16 protein-coding genes are annotated in these 17,232 nt (G+C 61.1%); all 16 read left to right on the top strand.

Annotation, left to right across the window (positions count from 1 at the left end; translation table 11 throughout):
- Window positions 1–3: 3 nt before the first annotated feature.
- Window positions 4–1,455, top strand: coding sequence for an NAD(P)(+) transhydrogenase (Re/Si-specific) subunit beta (locus BSU04_RS13410; protein WP_089161052.1), 1,452 nt, complete (start codon window positions 4–6; stop codon window positions 1,453–1,455).
- A 33-nt stretch (window positions 1,456–1,488) separates the two neighbouring features.
- Window positions 1,489–2,523, top strand: a complete 1,035-nt coding sequence (locus tag BSU04_RS13405; RefSeq protein WP_089161051.1) for a zinc-dependent alcohol dehydrogenase — start codon at window positions 1,489–1,491, stop codon at window positions 2,521–2,523.
- Window positions 2,524–2,566: 43 nt separating this feature from the next.
- Window positions 2,567–4,030 (top strand): NAD(P)H-hydrate dehydratase, encoded by a 1,464-nt coding sequence (locus BSU04_RS13400; protein ID WP_089161050.1) that lies wholly within the window; start codon window positions 2,567–2,569, stop codon window positions 4,028–4,030.
- Between the two features lie 84 nt (window positions 4,031–4,114).
- On the top strand, window positions 4,115–5,098 hold the full coding sequence (locus BSU04_RS13395; protein ID WP_089161066.1) for a zinc-dependent alcohol dehydrogenase family protein: 984 nt from the start codon (window positions 4,115–4,117) through the stop codon (window positions 5,096–5,098).
- Window positions 5,099–5,448: 350 nt separating this feature from the next.
- Complete coding sequence (locus tag BSU04_RS13390) at window positions 5,449–7,272, top strand: NAD(P)H-dependent oxidoreductase subunit E (protein ID WP_256982671.1); 1,824 nt, start codon at window positions 5,449–5,451, stop codon at window positions 7,270–7,272.
- The gene (locus tag BSU04_RS13385) at window positions 7,269–8,009 is read left to right on the top strand and encodes a 2Fe-2S iron-sulfur cluster-binding protein (protein ID WP_218827279.1); all 741 of its coding nucleotides are present in this window, start codon (window positions 7,269–7,271) and stop codon (window positions 8,007–8,009) included. The genes BSU04_RS13390 and BSU04_RS13385 overlap by 4 nt, the downstream gene beginning before the upstream one ends.
- Window positions 8,006–8,584, top strand: coding sequence for an NADP oxidoreductase (locus BSU04_RS13380; RefSeq protein WP_089161049.1), 579 nt, complete (start codon window positions 8,006–8,008; stop codon window positions 8,582–8,584). Before BSU04_RS13385 ends, BSU04_RS13380 begins: the two co-directional genes overlap by 4 nt.
- A gap of 19 nt (window positions 8,585–8,603) precedes the next feature.
- Complete coding sequence (locus BSU04_RS13375) at window positions 8,604–10,118, top strand: Ni/Fe hydrogenase subunit alpha (RefSeq protein ID WP_089161048.1); 1,515 nt, start codon at window positions 8,604–8,606, stop codon at window positions 10,116–10,118.
- On the top strand, window positions 10,115–10,609 hold the full coding sequence (locus BSU04_RS13370; protein ID WP_089161047.1) for a hydrogenase maturation protease: 495 nt from the start codon (window positions 10,115–10,117) through the stop codon (window positions 10,607–10,609). The genes BSU04_RS13375 and BSU04_RS13370 overlap by 4 nt, the downstream gene beginning before the upstream one ends.
- Complete coding sequence (locus tag BSU04_RS13365) at window positions 10,602–10,949, top strand: hydrogenase maturation nickel metallochaperone HypA/HybF (protein WP_089161046.1); 348 nt, start codon at window positions 10,602–10,604, stop codon at window positions 10,947–10,949. Before BSU04_RS13370 ends, BSU04_RS13365 begins: the two co-directional genes overlap by 8 nt.
- A 19-nt stretch (window positions 10,950–10,968) precedes the next feature.
- Entirely contained in the window at window positions 10,969–11,892 is a 924-nt protein-coding gene (gene hypB, locus BSU04_RS13360) for a hydrogenase nickel incorporation protein HypB (RefSeq protein WP_089161045.1), read from the top strand.
- Complete coding sequence (locus BSU04_RS13355) at window positions 11,889–13,049, top strand: Kae1-like domain-containing protein (RefSeq protein WP_089161044.1); 1,161 nt, start codon at window positions 11,889–11,891, stop codon at window positions 13,047–13,049. The genes hypB and BSU04_RS13355 overlap by 4 nt, the downstream gene beginning before the upstream one ends.
- The gene (locus BSU04_RS13350; protein WP_089161043.1) at window positions 13,040–13,255 is read left to right on the top strand and encodes a HypC/HybG/HupF family hydrogenase formation chaperone; all 216 of its coding nucleotides are present in this window, start codon (window positions 13,040–13,042) and stop codon (window positions 13,253–13,255) included. The genes BSU04_RS13355 and BSU04_RS13350 overlap by 10 nt, the downstream gene beginning before the upstream one ends.
- On the top strand, window positions 13,252–14,391 hold the full coding sequence (gene hypD, locus BSU04_RS13345) for a hydrogenase formation protein HypD (RefSeq protein ID WP_089161042.1): 1,140 nt from the start codon (window positions 13,252–13,254) through the stop codon (window positions 14,389–14,391). The genes BSU04_RS13350 and hypD overlap by 4 nt, the downstream gene beginning before the upstream one ends.
- A gap of 47 nt (window positions 14,392–14,438) precedes the next feature.
- On the top strand, window positions 14,439–15,497 hold the full coding sequence (hypE, locus tag BSU04_RS13340) for a hydrogenase expression/formation protein HypE (protein WP_089161041.1): 1,059 nt from the start codon (window positions 14,439–14,441) through the stop codon (window positions 15,495–15,497).
- 368 nt (window positions 15,498–15,865) lie between these two features.
- A partial coding sequence (gene zwf / locus BSU04_RS13335) for a glucose-6-phosphate dehydrogenase (RefSeq protein ID WP_144021227.1) occupies window positions 15,866–17,232 on the top strand: 1,367 nt, incomplete at its 3' end.

The raw sequence follows: 17,232 nt of genomic DNA, 5'->3' as shown, positions 1-17,232 counted from the left end.
GCCATGCTAACTCTCATTGAACAACTCGGCATTGGTACGGCTGATCTGGCGGCGGCCTTCCTCTTCCTGTATGGCCTGCATCGTATGTCATCGCCAGTGACGGCGCCTTCGGGCATCTTCGTCGCCGGTATCGGCATGGCCGTGGCTGTGCTCGCGAGCTTTCTATACGCCTTCGGCGTCGGCACTGCTGCGCGGTCGAACCTGCCGGTGAACATCGGCCTTGCTGTCGTCGCGCTGGGGCTTGGCGGAGGTGCGGCTTGGTGGAGCGGCCGTAAAGTCGCAATGACGGCCATGCCGCAGATGGTTGCGATCTACAACGGCATGGGCGGCGGTGCGGCCGGCGCTATTGCCGCTGTGGAGCTGTTCGGCAACAAGGCGCAAGGCAAGACCGAGCTCATCGTCACTTTGCTGGGAGCGTTGATTGGCGCCGTGTCGCTGTCGGGCTCGCTGATCGCATGGGCCAAACTCGACGGGGTGATCAACAAGCCGTTTCGTGTGAAGGGACAGCAAGCCTTCAACGCGCTGGTGATGCTCGCTACCGTTGCGATCGGCGCATACATTGTCGTGGCGAGCGCCGACAAGGCTGCACTGGTACTGGCCATGCCGACCACGATCTACCTGTTTTTTGGTTGTGCATTGGCGCTAGGCATCCTGATGACGTTGCCGATCGGCGGCGCCGACATGCCGGTCGTGATCTCCATCTTCAATGCCTTCACGGGCCTGGCGGTCGGGCTCGAGGGCTACGTGCTTCAGAACCCGGCGCTGATGATCGCGGGGATGGTGGTTGGCGCAGCCGGTATGCTGCTGACGCTGTTGATGGCGAAGGCGATGAACCGCTCCGTCAGCAACGTGGTCTTTACGAACTTCGGAGAAGTGGCGAAGCACAAGCAGGGGAAGATAAAGGGCAGTTTGAAGCCAATGCAGCCGGGCGACGCAGGTATCGCGATGCGCTATGCGGCGTCAGTCATCATCGTGCCGGGTTACGGCCTCGCAGTTTCGCAAGGCCAGGGTAAGCTCTTCGAGTTCGTCAAACTGCTGCAGGCAGGGGGCGTCTTGGTCAAGTTCGCAATCCATCCGGTTGCCGGCCGGATGCCGGGCCAGATGGACGTGCTGCTGGCCGAGGCGGGTGTGCCCTACGACCTGATTGTTCAACTGGAGGACATCAACGACCAGTTCGCGAGCACCGATGTGGCGCTTGTGATCGGCGCCAATGACGTGGTGAACCCAGCCGCGCGTACTGATAAATCCTCCGCTATTTACGGCATGCCGATCCTCAATGCTGATCAGGCCAAGAAAGTATTCGTGATCAAGCGCGGGGAAGGCAAGGGCTATGCCGGGATTGTCAATGCCCTTTTCTATGCCGACAACTGCGACATGGTGTATGGCGATGCGCAGACGGTGCTCATCAAGATGATCGAGGCGGTTAGAGGCCTGAATTTGCCCGCAGTGGCGTAAAACGCTAGACACGTTTTAACCGAGAGAAAGATCATGAAAAGCAAGATGCAAGCCGCTTTTGTCGAAGCGTTCGGCAAGCCACTGGTGCTGAAGGAAGTCGACATACCAACGCCCGGGACGGGGCAGGTGCTGGTCAAGACCGAGGCCTGTGGCGTTTGCCATACCGATCTGCATGCGGCGAATGGAGACTGGCCTTTGAAGCCCACGTTGCCGTTCATTCCGGGCCACGAAGGTATCGGAATAGTCACCGCAATCGGCACGGGTGTCACGGCCGTGAAGGAAGGCGATCGTGTTGGCGTGCCCTGGCTCTATTCCGCCTGTGGACATTGCGAATATTGCCTCGCGGCGCACGAGCCCGTGTGTCGGGAAGCGCAGTTCGGCGGTTACACGAAAAACGGTGGCTTCGCAGACTACATTCTCGCAGACCCCAACTACGTAGCGCACATACCGGCGCATCTGGCCGCCCGGGATGCGGCCCCGCTTATCTGCGCCGGCATCACGTCATACAAGGGCATCAAGGAAACGCAGGCCCGTCCGGGCGAATGGGTTGTCATTTCAGGTGTCGGAGGCTTGGGTCATTTGGGTATCCAGTACGCCAAGGCCATGGGCTTGCACGTGTGCGCGGTTGACATCGACGATGGCAAGCTCGCACACGCTAAACGTCTGGGCGCGGACGTGATGGTCAACGCGAAGGACGAAGACCCGATCGCAGCTGTCAAGAAGGCCACCGGTGGCGGCGCTCATGGTGTGCTGATTACCGCACCGTCGCTAGGTGCGTTCAAGCAGGGTGTTGGCATGACCCGCAAGCACGGAACCTGCGTTTTGGTGGGCTTGCCGCCGGGCGAATTCCCGACTCCGTTGTTCGACGTGGTGGCCAACTGCATCACGATCAAGGGCTCGTTCGTCGGCAATCGCCGCGACATGGCCGAAGCGCTTGCCTTTGCCGCGGACGGAAAGGTGAAGGCGGATATCGAGTTGCAGCCGCTATCGGCGATCAACGACGTGTTCCATCGGCTGGCCCATGGCGACGTTCCTTCGCGCGTGGTGCTGGAGTTCACGAGCCATTAAGCGCTGCGCATCGCTAGGCTTAAACCTTGAGTCACCGCCAATCATGACGAATACCAAAACCGCACTCCTCAGCGCAAAACAGATGGGTGAAGCGGATCGTCTCACGGTGGCCTCGGGCATCGACAGCATCACTTTGATGGAAAACGCGGGCCGTCCGGTGGCGTTCGAGATCGCAAAGCGCTGGACGCCATGCCCGGTGGTTGTGCTATGCGGCCCAGGAAGCAACGGTGGTGACGGCTTCGTGGCCGCGAGGCGGCTCGCGGAGGCTGGCTGGCCGGTGCGCGTGGCACTACTCGGCCCGCGCGAAAGTCTTCGTGGCGCAGCGGCTCATCACGCCGCACTGTGGCGTGGGCCGCTGGAGGCGCTGAGTCAGGCTGCACTGGACGGCGCGGAATTAGTCGTGGATGCTATTTTCGGCGCTGGCCTGAGCCGTGCGCTCGAAGGTTCCGCTGCCCAGACGCTGGCAGCCGCAGCGGCGCGCAAGATGACAATCGTCGCCGTGGATGTTCCCAGCGGGCTGATGGGCGACACAGGTGCCGACGTCGGCGCTGTATCGGCGGTGCTCACGGTCACCTGCTTTCGCAAGAAGCCCGGGCATTTGCTGTTGCCGGGGCGCACGCTGTGCGGCGAGTTGGTCGTGGCTGACATAGGGACACCGGCATCGGTGTTCGACGTGGTCACACCCGATACCTTTGAGAATGACCCGGTGCTGTGGGTCGATGCCCTGCCTGCGCTGCAGGCCGACGCCAACAAATACAGTCGCGGCCATGCGCTCGTCTGCGGTGGCTACCCGACCACCGGTGCGGCGCGCATGGCTGCGCGAGCGGCTGCGCGAGCCGGGGCAGGGCTAACCACCATCGCTGTGTCGGAAACCGCACTGCCTGTCTACGCCGCAGCGCTGACCAGCATCATGGTGAGCCCGCTTGCGACGGATGAAGACCTGGAAGTCCTGGTGTCTGATCGCCGCTACTCGGGCTTGCTGATCGGCCCGGGCGCAGGCGTCGGCCCGGCGACCCGAGCGAATGTGTTGACGATGCTGAGGGCGCGCAGATCCACCGTGCTTGATGCCGATGCCCTGTCGACCTTCAAGGATGATCCCGGTGCGTTGTTCAATGCCATTGAAGGCCCTTGCGTGATGACGCCGCACGAAGGCGAATTTGCCCGTCTGTTCAATATCGATGGCGACAAGCTCAGCCGCGCGCGCTCGGCCGCCCGGCTTAGTGGCGCGGTTATTGTGCTCAAGGGCCGCGACACAGTGATCGTGGCCCCCGACGGCCGCGCGATCATCAACGCCAACGCACCGCCGACATTAGCCACGGCGGGGTCGGGCGACGTGCTGGGGGGCATCGTGCTCGGACTGGTAACGCAGGGTATGGAGCCGTTCCTTGCCGCCGCCGCGGCGGTCTGGTTGCATGGCGCAGCGGCTACTGTGTTTGGCCCAGCCCTTCTGGCCGAAGACCTGCCTGACCTTTTACCAGCAGTGTTTCGCCAGTTACACCGAGGGTGAATGGGCGCCGAAGCGCCCATAACCTCATCGAAACTATATGGACGCGGGTCACCTGCGCTCGAACTCATGCAAACGGAGAAATCGATGCATGCAATGGTGCTGAACAAGGTCGGCGGTGCGCTTGAATGGACCGAACTCGCCGACCGGGAACCTGGTCCGAACCAGATTCGGGTGAAGGTGGGCGCTTGCGGTGTCTGCCGCACGGACCTTCATGTTGTAGACGGTGAGCTCGCGCATCCGCAGGTACCCATCATTCCTGGCCACGAGATTGTTGGGCGCATCGATGCTCTCGGGGCGGACGTTAAAGGCCTGCAGTTGGGTGAGCGGGTTGGTATTCCATGGCTGGGTCACACCTGTGGCGTCTGTCCGTTTTGTGCCGCGCACCGGGAGAACCTGTGCGATCAGCCGCTATTCACCGGCTACACGCGCGACGGCGGTTTCGCCACCGCGACGATTGCAGACGCACGCTTTGCGTTTCCGCTAGGCGATTCCGGCACCGATGAGTCGCTCGCCCCCTTGCTCTGTGCGGGACTCATTGGCTGGCGCTCATTGACCATCGCGGGTGACGGCAAGCACTTGGGGCTTTACGGCTTCGGGGCGGCTGCGCACATTCTCGCCCAGGTCGCTAAATGGCAGGGCCGGTCGGTCTTTGCTTTCACCCGTCCGGGAGACCTGGTGACGCAAGCCTTCGCCCGTAGCCTTGGTGCAATCTGGGCAGGCGGCTCGGACGAAACGCCGCCACAAGCGCTCGACGCCGCCATCATCTTTGCACCCATAGGAAACCTGGTACCGAGCGCCCTGAAGGCCGTGCGCAAAGGCGGACGCGTGGTGTGCGCGGGCATCCATATGAGCGACATTCCTGCGTTCCCCTATAAGTTGCTTTGGGAAGAGCGGCAGTTGCTGTCGGTTGCCAACCTCACCCGTCAGGACGGGGTCGATTTCCTGCGTCTGGCGCCGCAGATCGGCATTGTCACGAAGACCACGCGCTATCGCCTGCAGGAGGCTAACCAGGCTTTAGCGGATCTACGTGCGGGCCGGTTCGAAGGTGCTGCGGTTCTCCTCCCGTGAGCAAGGGTCTCAGCCCAGGCTTTAAGCGGGTACATGTGGGAGAAATGCCAGGATTGAAGTCTGGACCGCCGGGATTTGAAAATCGGAGTGCTCGATCTTTCGGCTTGTCGATTTCTTTCAAGTCCGAAGTAGCTCCATTAATAATCCGAAATATTTGATAGATGGGCGCTTCTCTCGCTGAGCGGCGTATTCGACCAGATCTGAGTATTTTCCGAGGCTATCGTTCACCCGCAGATGCGGGCTACTCTGTCAGCTCAAAACGAGCGATGAAAGAGGGTGCTCTACCGTTGGCTTTAACTCCACCGCCCGAAGCGATTAGCGCATCGGACTAGACATGGGAGCGATCAATCGTGGCCACTGCACACGGTCTTCTGTCCAAACCCGCTGAAATCCAGAATGAGGCTATCGAGTCGCTCGTCTCGCGCTACGCGTGTGATCCGCACGCACTGGTGCAGATCCTTCGCGAGGCACAGGCGCAACATACCTGGCTGCCGCGCGACATGCTGTCATACGTGGCGAGCGCGCTGGGGCTGACGCTTGCCCATGTAGAAGGCGTCGCGACGTTCTACCGCTTCTTTCACACCCAACCGGTGGGCGAGTACCGCGTACTCTTTAGCGACAACATCACCGACCGTATGCAAGGTAACGCAGCGTTGCTGGCTGACCTGTGCCAACGGCTGAGCGTCGAGCCGGGCCACATGCGGGCGGACGGACGCGTCAGTGTGGATTTCTGTTCTTGCACCGGCCTGTGCGATCAAGGACCGTCCTTGCTGATCAACCACCATCAGGTTGTCACCCGGCTCGACGCCGAGCGCGTCGCCAGGATCGCCTTCCTGATCGAAGCAAGGGTGCCCGTCTCCGACTGGCCGGCGCATTGGTCTCGCGTGGATGACCACATCCGGCGCGCCGACGTCCTGCTAGACACTCCCTTACCTCCCGGCGCAGCCATTGCTGCCGCGCTGGCGCGCGGAGCCCTTGACCTGGTGGACGAGATGACGATCTCGAACCTGCGTGGACGCGGTGGCGCGGGCTTTGTCACGGGCAAGAAATGGGAACTCTGCCGTGATGCGAAAGGCAGCGAACACTACATGGTGTGTAACGCCGACGAAGGAGAACCCGGAACGTTCAAGGATCGCGTGCTGCTGACATGCCATCCCGGCATGGTGTTTGAAGGAATGACGATTGGCGCACTCGCGATTGGAGCCCGGCATGGATTGATGTATCTGCGTGGCGAGTACCGCTACCTGCTGGAGCCGTTGCGCGATGTCCTGCAGCGCCGCCGCGACGCTCACTTGCTGGGGACCGCGATCCAGGGGCATACGGGATTCGATTTCGACATCGAGATTCACGTCGGCGCCGGCGCTTATGTATGCGGGGAGGAGTCGTCTTTGATCGAATCCCTCGAAGGCAAGCGCGGCACTCCGCGCATTCGTCCGCCGTTTCCCGCGGAGCACGGCTATCTCGATCAGCCGACCGCAGTGGACAACGTTGAAACCTTGTGCGCCGCGACGCATATTGCGTTGCAAGGCGGCACCTGGTGGGCGGCCATCGGCACGCCCAAGTCGACCGGTACAAACCTACATTCTGTATCGGGCGACTGCGATCGGCCGGGTATCTACGAATATCCAATGGGTACAAGCATCGATCGCATCCTGGAAGATTGCGGGGCGCACGACACTCAAGCGGTGCAGGTCGGCGGACCATCGGGAAAGTGCTTGTCGGCGATGGAGTTTGGTCGCCGCATCGGGTTCGAGGACGTACCCACGGCAGGTGCATTCATGGTATTCAACCGGTCGCGCGACATGTTCGAAGTGGCACGCAACTATGCGGGATTTTTCGCTGAGGAGAGTTGCGGTTTTTGCACGCCGTGCCGCGTGGGCACGGCGCTGGTAGTCAAGAGCATGGACAAACTCGCAGCCGGTCGAGGCTCGCGTCATGACGTTGATCTGCTCAGCGGCATCGACACGCTGATGCACGGCACCACCCACTGCGGCCTGGGCGGCTCGGCATGCAACGCCCTTCACGACACCATCGTCAAGTTCAGGCCCGCCTACGAGCGACGTTTGAAGTCGCTGCATTTCGAGCCGGCATTCGATCTCGACGCAGAGCTTGCGGACGCACGCCGCGCGACCGGGCGAGACGATGCGGCCGCGCATCTGGAGAGCACTCCATGACTACGCTCGCCAATACCGGCAATACCGGCAATATCGGCGCCACGTTTTCGCTCGACGGTGAAGACGTGCCCTTTGAACCGGGCGAGACCATTCTTCAGGCAGCACGGCGGGCGGGGCGTTACATTCCGCACTTATGCTGGCATCCGGACTTTCATGCGCAGGGCTCCTGCCGGGTTTGCACCGTGAAGGTCAAGGGCCGCGCTGGAGCGGCATGCACCGTGCACGCCGCTCCGGGCGACGTGGTTGAAAGCAACACGGACGAGTTGAACGCCGAGCGCAAGATGCTTGTGCAGATGCTGTTCGTCGAAGGTAATCACTTTTGCCCCTCATGCGAGAAAAGCGGCAACTGCCTGCTACAAGCGACGGCCTATGAGATGAAGATGGAGGGCGTGCTGTTCGACGAGTTCTATCCACTACGTCCAATAGACGCGAGCCACGCCGACGTGATGATCGATTTCAACCGCTGCATTCTCTGCGAACTGTGCGTGAGGGCCAGTCATGATGTGGACGGCAAAGACGTTTTCGCTATTGCGGGGCATGGGATCGGAACCCATCTGGTGGTTAACAGCATGAGCGGACAGCTGGTCGATACCAATATGGCGCTCACCGACCGTGCCGCAAGCATTTGCCCGGTCGGCGCGATCCTGCCCAAGCGGCGCGGCTTCGTTATTCCGATTGGCGAGCGCCGGTACGACCCGCACACGGCCGCCGATCCTGGCACGCAGGAGGCATCATGAACGCGTCCGTGAACACCGGCGTGCCACCGGTTCAACCCCACAAATTAAAGGTGGCGACCGTCTCGCTGGCGGGCTGTTTCGGCTGCCACACGTCCTTCCTCGACATCGACGAGCGTCTTCTGGAGTTGATCCAGCACATTGAGTTTGACCGCTCGCCGCTGACTGACATCAAGGAAGTCGGCCAGTGCGACATTGGACTGATCGAAGGCGGTGTATGCAATTCCGAGAACGTGCTGGTACTGCGCGCGTTTCGCGCCCATTGCAAGACGCTGGTGGCCATGGGGGCTTGCGCCATCAATGGCGGCTTGCCGGCAGAGCGCAACCGGTTCGACGTAGGTGTCCTGCTCAACGAGGTTTATCACGATCGCGCGGGCTTGAGCGAAGGCAGCGAGATTCCGAACGACCCCGAACTGCCGCTGTTGCTTCGGCAGGTGCGTCCGATCCATGCGATCGTGCACGTCGACTACTTCTTGCCCGGATGCCCGCCGTCGGCGGATGCATTCTGGAGTTTCCTGAACGACCTGATGGCCGGGCGCACGCCGCAACTCGGCCACGCCTTGATGCACTACGACTGAGAGCGAGGACCCAAACGCGATGAGCTTCGATCTCGAAACCGCGGCAGACCCGAAGGGCCTGCGCCGCGTGGCTATCGACCCGGTGTCACGTGTTGAAGGGCACGGCAAGGTGACGATCCTGCTCGACGAGCAGAATCGCGTGAAACAGGTGCGTCTGCACATTGTCGAGTTCCGCGGCTTCGAGAAATTTATCGAAGGGCGTCCGTACTGGGAAGTCCCGGTGATGGTGCAGCGTTTGTGCGGTATCTGCCCGGTGTCGCATCAACTCGCGGCGGCCAAGGCGATGGATCTGGTAGTAGGTGCACAGCCCATCACGCGTAGTGCGGAGAAAATCCGCCGGCTGATGCACTACGGCCAGGTCATGCAATCGCATGCGCTGCACTTCTTTTATCTCGCGTCACCGGATCTGCTTTTCGGCTTCGACTCTGAAGCTGACCTGCGCAACATTGTTGGTGTGGCGCAGGCGCATCCGGACATCGCGAAGAAGGGCATTCTGTTGCGCAAGTTTGGTCAGGAGATTATCCGCGTTACTTCGGGCAAGCGCATTCATGGCACGGGCGCGATACCGGGCGGGATGAACAAGCACGTGAGCCAGGCAGAACGTGATGCGCTTTATCAGGACGTGGACCAGATGATTGCCTGGGCCGCCGATGCCGTGGACATCGCCAAGCAGTTGCATGCGCAAAACCCGATCCTGTACGACGGCTTTGGGAGCTTTCCCTCCAACATGATGTCACTCGTTCGAGCCAATGGCGCGATGGATCTCTACGATGGCGTGCTGCGCGTGCGCGACGCCGACGGCAAGATTATTCTCGATGGCGCGAGCGACCAGCGCTACATGGACTTGATAGAGGAGGAGAGCAGGCCCTGGACGTATATGAAGTTTCCGCACTTGCGAAGCCTCGGCCGCGACGCGGGATGGTACCGGGTCGGACCGCTCGCCCGCGTTCAAAATTGCGACTTCATTCCGAGTCCACTTGCCGAAGCGCAGCGCCAGGAATTCGTAGCCTGGGGCAAAGGCGCGCCGGTGCACGCCACCCTTGCGTACCACTGGGCACGGATGATCGAGGTGTTGCACACGGTAGAGGTCATCAAGGAATTGCTCGATGACCCCGACATCCTGCGAGGCGAATTGATGGCCGGCGGTGAACGCCGGGGAGGGGGCGTTGGCATCATCGAAGCGCCAAGGGGAACCCTCATTCACGATTACGAAGTGGGGGCGGACGACCTCGTCACCCGGTGCAATCTGATCGTCTCCACGACACACAACAACCAGGCGATGAACGAGTCCGTCCGCTCAGTCGCGCGGCAGTACCTGGATGGCCGCGAGTTGACCGAAGGACTCCTCAACCGTATTGAAGTGGCCATCCGTGCGTTCGACCCTTGCCTTTCCTGCGCCACGCACGCATTAGGCCAGATGCCGCTCGATGTCGTACTGCTTGGAGCCGACGGTGGGCTGGTCGATCACGTCGTGAAGTCGCCGCACGGCGAAATAGTGCGCCACGGCAAAGCGTCGATGGAGCCGTTCGCATGACTGCGCCCTTGCTGGTTTTCGGGTGGGGCAACCTGAGCCGTGGCGACGATGCATTAGGCCCGTTATTCGTGCAGCAATTGTCTGCGCTGGCCGGGTTGGCGAGTGGCCATCGCGTGGATTTTCTTGAGGACTATCAGCTTCAAATCGAGCATGCGCTTGACCTGGTGTGTCGCGAGCGCGTGCTATTCGTCGATACCAGCCTGAACTGCGCCGCTCCGTTCGAGGTGACCACGCTAAGTCCGGCGCGTGATGCCAGTTTCACTACGCACGCCATGTCTGCACAGTCAGTCATGCAGGTCTATTGCGACTTGTACGGTGTTCATCCGCCGCCGTGCACGCTGCTGGCGATACGAGGCATGCAATTCGAACTCGGGGAGCCGCCTGCGCCCGTTGCGCTTGAAAACCTCGCGCGAGCGCTGGTTTGGGGGCGGTCCTGGATGCTCGATAAAGCTGCGCTACCCGCCATCGTGCCCGAGGCTATGGATGCATGAAGTCAGCATGGCGGCCGGCATCCTGCGCATGATCGAAGAGGCTGCCGAACGCGAACACTTCGGCCGGGTTTCACTCATGCGGCTTGAAATAGGTGCGCTGGCCGGTGTCGAACTACAGGCCCTGAGTTTCGCGCTCACGGCCATGATGCCCGGCACCTGCATGGAGGGCAGCGAGCTCGCGATAGACGAGATTCCTGGCACGGCTCGGTGCCTGCATTGCGCGGCCAGCGTGGAGATCAAAAGCCATCTTGAGGCCTGTCCGTTTTGCGGCAGCTACACCTTGCAGGCCACCGGAGGCTCCGAGGTACGCATAGTCGACCTCGTGGTGTTCGACGACTGAAACTTTGAAGGAGAAGGCCATGTGTGTCATTTGCGGCTGCAATGCCAAGTCGGACCCCGAGGGCACCAATGCGCGGAAAACACCTTCCGGCGCTTCCCCTATTCCTGCGGAGACGGCCGGGGGAGATCTTCACTATGGCACTGGCGCCGCGCGGGTGTCGGTGCCCGGTATCAGTCAGGCGCGCGTCATCCAGATGGAAGCCGATGTACTAGGCGAAAACAAGCGGCTGGCGAGCCGTAACCGGGCTCATTTCGCGGCGCATGGCGTGAGCGCGTTCAACCTTGTCTCCAGCCCCGGTTCGGGCAAGACGACACTGCTTTGCACGAGCATCAGCGCACTCAAGATCCGTCATCCCGGCCTGAGCGTGGCGGTAATCGAGGGCGACCAGCAAACCAGTATGGACGCGGACCGCATTCGCGCTACGGGCGCCCCGGCGATCCAGGTCAACACCGGCCGCGGCTGCCACCTGGATGCGCAAATGGTGGGCGACGCCTTCTCGCGTCTCGATCTGCATGCAAGGGCGCATCGCGGCCACGGTGGTGAAGCGCTCTTGTTTATCGAAAACGTCGGCAACCTGGTTTGTCCGGCTCTTTGGGATCTGGGAGAGGCCGCGAAGGTCGTCGTGTTTTCGGTGACGGAAGGCGAGGACAAGCCTCTCAAGTATCCGGACATGTTCGCCGCAGCCACCCTGATGGTGATCAACAAGATCGACCTTCTGTCTTACGTCAGTTTCGACCTGTCCAGATGTATCGGCTATGCCCGTCAAGTTAACCCGGGCATCGAAGTGCTGCTCTTGTCGGCCACGACGGGTGAAGGCATCGAACCTTGGCTGGACTGGCTGTTGCCGAAGCACGGTGACCCGGAACATCGACCGGCGGTCAATCCATTGGGACACGGCATTGCTACTCCACGAATCGCGGCGTCACCGGCTGCGACGTCATGATCCGTTCAGCCGTCTTGCCGAAACCCGCCCCCGCACGCGTGCTGGCCTGCGGCGCCTATCTTAAGAACACCGCCTGCCTGTTAGAGGGCACGCGAGTACTGTGGTCCGCCCCCCATGGAGATCTGATCGGCGCAGCCAACCGCGAAGCGCTGAACGACTCGGTCGAGGAACTGCTTCGGGAGGCATCGGGGCCGGTGCAGGCGGTGGCACACGACCTGCATCCGGACTTTCATAGTACTCACGTTGCTCAGGCGGTGGCGGACCGTCTGGGCGTGCCCGCGATCGGTGTCCAGCACCATCATGCGCACATCGCTGTGGTCCAGGCCGAGCAAGGCGTAGCCGGTCCCGTCATCGGCCTCGCACTGGATGGCGTGGGCCTGGGCGACGACGGCAGCGCATGGGGTGGCGAAGTACTTTGGGTGGACTCGGCCGCCAACCGGTGGCGTCGACTGGATCATTTGGCGCCTTTGATGTTGCCTGGCGGCGACGTGGCTGCGCGCGAACCCTGGCGCATGGCCGCGGCCGTATTGCAGCGTCTGGGCCGTACCGACGAAATTGAAGCAAGGTTCGCTCAGGTGGTTGGCGTGTTCGCGGCGCGCCTCGTGCGCAGCCTGCTGGAGCGTCAGGTCAACAGTTTCCCCACGACCAGTGCTGGCCGCTGGTTCGACGCTGCCGCGGGCGCGCTGGGGCTGTGCGTTCACCAGACTGTTGAAGCCGAAGCGGCCATCGCTCTCGAGCAGCAGGCGCGAACGTGGCTGCAGGCACACCCTGAATTTGTCGTGCAATGGACGACGCTCGACCTTTCGCCTCTCGTAGCCAAATTATTTGCGATGTCCGACGAGGGCGTCGCGTCGAGCGGCGAAGGTGCAGCGCTTTTTCATCTAGGCCTGGCCGGTGGTCTGGCGCATGCGGCCACTGAAGCTGCGCGCACACATGGCACCCGCACCGTCATTCTGGGGGGCGGCTGCTTCCTCAATCAGGTCCTTAGCGAACGTGTGAGCGCAGCACTGCACGGTGCCGGCCTGGTGGTGTTGCGACCACAAGGGGTGTGTTGCGGCGATGCAGGCCTCGCGCTGGGTCAGGCGTGGGTGGCTGGCTGCACCCTGCATGCCCGTCAAGTCATGGCATCTTCAGCGGAGGTCTCATCATGTGCCTAGCGTTACCTGCTTGCGTCATTGCGATCGAGGGACTCGACATGGCCGTCGTCGACCTTGGCGGTGTGCGCAAACGAATCTCGATTGCGCTGGTGCCCGAGGTTCAGGTCGGCGACTACGTAATCGTTCATGTAGGTTATGCCATCGGCATGCTCGACATAGAGGAAGCGCAAGCAACACTTAAACTGTTCGCGGAGCTGACCACATGAAATACATCGATGAATTTCGCGACGGCGCGCTTGCCCGTAACATCGCTGCCAACATCGCGATAGAAGTCAAAGCGACTCGGCGATACAGCTTCATGGAATTCTGCGGCGGTCACACACACGCCCTGGCACGCTATGGCGTCGCGGATCTGCTGCCCCCAAATTTACGCATGATCCACGGCCCCGGCTGCCCTGTGTGCGTGCTTCCCATTGGCCGTGTCGACATGGGCTTACGCCTCGCGCTCGATGCCGGCGTGATCTTGTGTACCTACGGCGACGTGATGCGCGTGCCGGCGTCGGACGGCTTGTCTTTGATGCGCGCGAAGGCTCGCGGCGCCGACATCCGCATGGTGTATTCCCCGCTCGATGCGTTGAAGCTCGCCGTCGATAACCCACGGCGCGAAGTGGTATTTCTCGCCATCGGTTTCGAGACCACTACGCCGCCGACCGCGCTCGCTATCCAGCAAGCAGCGCGTGAAGGGCTGAAAAACTTCAGCGTGTTGTGCTGCCACGTGCTGACGCCGGCGGCCATTACTCACATCCTTGAATCCCCGGAAGTGCTTCAGTACGGCACGGTCGAGATCGACGGCTTTGTTGGGCCGGCCCACGTGAGCATCGTGATTGGATCGGGCCCGTACGAGGGGTTTGCAAAGACTCATCGCAAGCCGGTCGTGATCGCCGGGTTCGAGCCACTGGACGTGATGCAGGCCATCCTGATGTTGGTGCGCCAAGTCAATGACGGCCGCGCCGAGATCGAGAATGAATTTACGCGTGCGGTGAGCCGCGAGGGCAATGCTCGCGCCCAGGCGGTGACGGCGGACGTGCTCGAAGTGCGCGATACGTTCGAGTGGCGCGGATTAGGTGAGGTGCCGATGAGTGCGCTCAGGATTCGCCCGACCTATGCGCTCTTCGACGCCGAGCGGCGCTTCGACTTGAACTACCGCGCGGTGCCCGACCACAAACAGTGCGAGTGCGGTGCAATCCTGCGTGGGGTCAAGAAGCCGATCGACTGCAAGCTCTTTGGCACCGTCTGTACGCCTGAAAATCCGATGGGATCCTGCATGGTGTCGAGCGAAGGCTCATGCGCGGCGCATTACTCATACGGACGGTTCCGGGACATTCCCGTGGTAGCCGCATGAAGTTGCAATACTCAGCGTGACCCACTTTTGATCGAGATCGCCGATCCATGGATACACCGAAAAGACACTACACCCGTCCTCTGGATCTGAAGCATGGCTGCATCGACATGAACCATGGCGCGGGCGGTCGCCTGTCGGCGCAGTTGATCGAGGAAGTATTCGCGCGCGCTTTCGACAATGAATTTCTGCGACAGGGCAATGACGGGGCTCTGTTGCCGGTACCTGTCGGACAGCAGCTCGTCATGGCCACTGACGGGCACGTGATTTCACCTCTGTTCTTTCCCGGCGGCGACATAGGCTGTCTTGCAGTGCACGGCACGCTCAATGATGTGGCGATGCTGGGAGCGACGCCGCTCTACCTGAGCGCGTGCTTCATTCTTGAAGAAGGCTTGCCGTTGGCGGACCTGAAACGCATCGTGCAGTCGATGGCCAGTGCCGCGCTTGATGCGGGCGTGCCCATTGTCACCGGGGACACAAAGGTAGTCGAACGCGGCAAGGGCGATGGCGTTTTCATCACTACGACAGGGATCGGCACCGTGCCCGAAGGTCGCGTCATCGGCGGGGCGCGAGCCAGGCCCGGCGACGCGGTGTTGCTGTCCGGAACAATCGGCGAGCACGGCGTCGCGGTGTTGTCTCAACGCGCTTCGCTGGAGTTTGAGACCACGATCAAGTCCGACACAGCTGCATTGCACACTCTGGTTGCGGCGATATTGGCGGCTGCACCTGTCGGCGCCATTCATGTGCTTCGCGACCCCACTCGTGGTGGCCTCGCGACTACTCTCAATGAGATCGCCGGGCAGTCCACCCTGGGCATGATGCTCAACGAGTCCGCTATTCCCATACTGCCCCAAGTCGATGCCGCCTGCGAATTGCTGGGCCTGGATCCGCTGTATATCGCCAACGAAGGCAAGCTGGTGGCGATCGTCGCGCCGGAGGCTGCATCCGCAGTGCTGGCGGCTATGCATGCACACCCTTTAGGTCGTGCAGCTGCGTGCATAGGCAGGGTTAAGGAAGACGAGAATTGCTTTATTCAGATGGACACACGCGTTGGCGGACGGCGCGTTGTCGACTGGCTGAGCGGCGAGCCGCTGCCGCGCATCTGCTGATCTCATGCGCATCGCCGTGCCCTGACATGTCCAGTCGCGCCGACGGTCCGAAAATGAGTAGTTTCCGAGCCTGCACAGGCAACCAGGCGACGACTATTATCAAAGTCGATGGTGGAGCAATATCGTTCCAAGCCGGCGTCCATCGAAACAAATACTGCGAGACGCAGACATGTAAAACGCTCTCGGTTGTTTCTTCAGATCTCCACGGAGAATCACTATGCAAGTAGGGATGATCGGATTAAGTGCTACGCTCTTCGAGCGGGTTGGCTCGCGTGGTGAAGCGGATTTTCCTTACAAGCTGTTGTCAGCTATGCGAAACAAATTCGGATGTCATCTGGCAAGATCAGCTCCGAAAGCCGGAGCTTGAGATGGTCGAACCTCGGTCGGACGCATTCGTCTTCTTCGGCGCTACCGGTGATCTGGCATACAAACAGATCTTCCCGGCGTTACAAGCCATGATTCGACATGGCCGTCTCGACATGCCGATAATTGGTGTGGGCAGATCGCCATGGGACAACGATCGTTTCATCGCGCGGGCGCGCGACAGCATCGAAAAGCACGCCACGCTGGATCGTGCAGCTTTCGCAAAACTCACTTCCCGACTGCAATACGTTGTAGGCGACTGTCGCGACGAGCAGACCTACCGGAACTTGCGCACAGCCTTGGGCAACTCCGAGCGGCCCTTGTACTATCTTGCCCTTCCCCCCGAGATCTTCGGGGTCGTGGTAGATGGCTTGTCCGCGTCGGGCAGCGCCAAAAATGCTCGCGTGATGGTTGAAAAGCCATTTGGAAGTGATCTCGCGTCAGCACGTGCTCTGAACGAGTTGCTCATGAAATCCTTCGCGCCATCGGCAGTGTTTCGCGTCGATCATTACTTGGGCAAGGAACCGGTCCAAAACCTGCTTTACTTTCGCTTTGCGAATGCGCTCGTTGAACCGGTATGGAATCGTCATTATGTGGCGAGCGTTCAGGTCACAATGGCTGAATCATTCGGCGTACAAGGCCGTGGGGGAATGTACGAAGGCGTCGGGGCGATTCGGGATGTCGTGCAGAATCATTTGCTGCAAGTTGTTTCGTTACTGGCGACTGACGCTCCGGCCGACGGTCATCCCGATGCAATGCGCGATGCGAAACTGCGCGTATTCGAGGCGATGCAGCCAATCTCTGTGGACGAGACCGTGCGAGGACAGTTCAGTGGATACCGGGATGAGCCGGGCGTCGCCCCAGATTCCCAGGTTGAGACCTTTGTTGCGTTGCGTCTGCATATCGAGAATGAACGGTGGGCAGGTGTGCCGTTCTATATCCGGGCCGGCAAACAATTGCCGGTGACCGGTAACGAGATCATGGTGAAACTTAAATCGCCGTCGCACGCAGTCTTCGATACCGCGACATCCGGCCAATCAAACTACTTCCGCTTCCGGATCAGCCCGGATGTGCTGATCTCCGTGGGCGCACGCGTCAAGGTACCTGGCGAGGTCATGGCAGGCGAAACGGTGGAACTCGTCGCACATCGTCATCCCGGCGATGAAATGGCGCCATACGAACGCTTGTTTGGCGACGCGATTCTGGGTGACGCTTCGCTATTCGCGCGCTATGACAGCATTGAGGCTGCCTGGCGCACCGTTGCGCCCATTCTTGGGAACACCGTCCCAATCAGGTACTACGAATCATCGAGCTGGGGCCCGGAAGAAAGCGAACAGCTTATCTCGCGTGATGGCGGCTGGCATGCCCCGGT

It is taken from the genome of Caballeronia sordidicola (assembly GCF_002220365.1).
In the GTDB taxonomy this organism is placed as follows: Bacteria; Pseudomonadota; Gammaproteobacteria; order Burkholderiales; family Burkholderiaceae; genus Caballeronia; species Caballeronia sordidicola_C.
The sequence above is the reverse complement of the archived record's forward strand: the minus strand, read 5'-3'. Positions and strand labels throughout refer to the sequence as shown.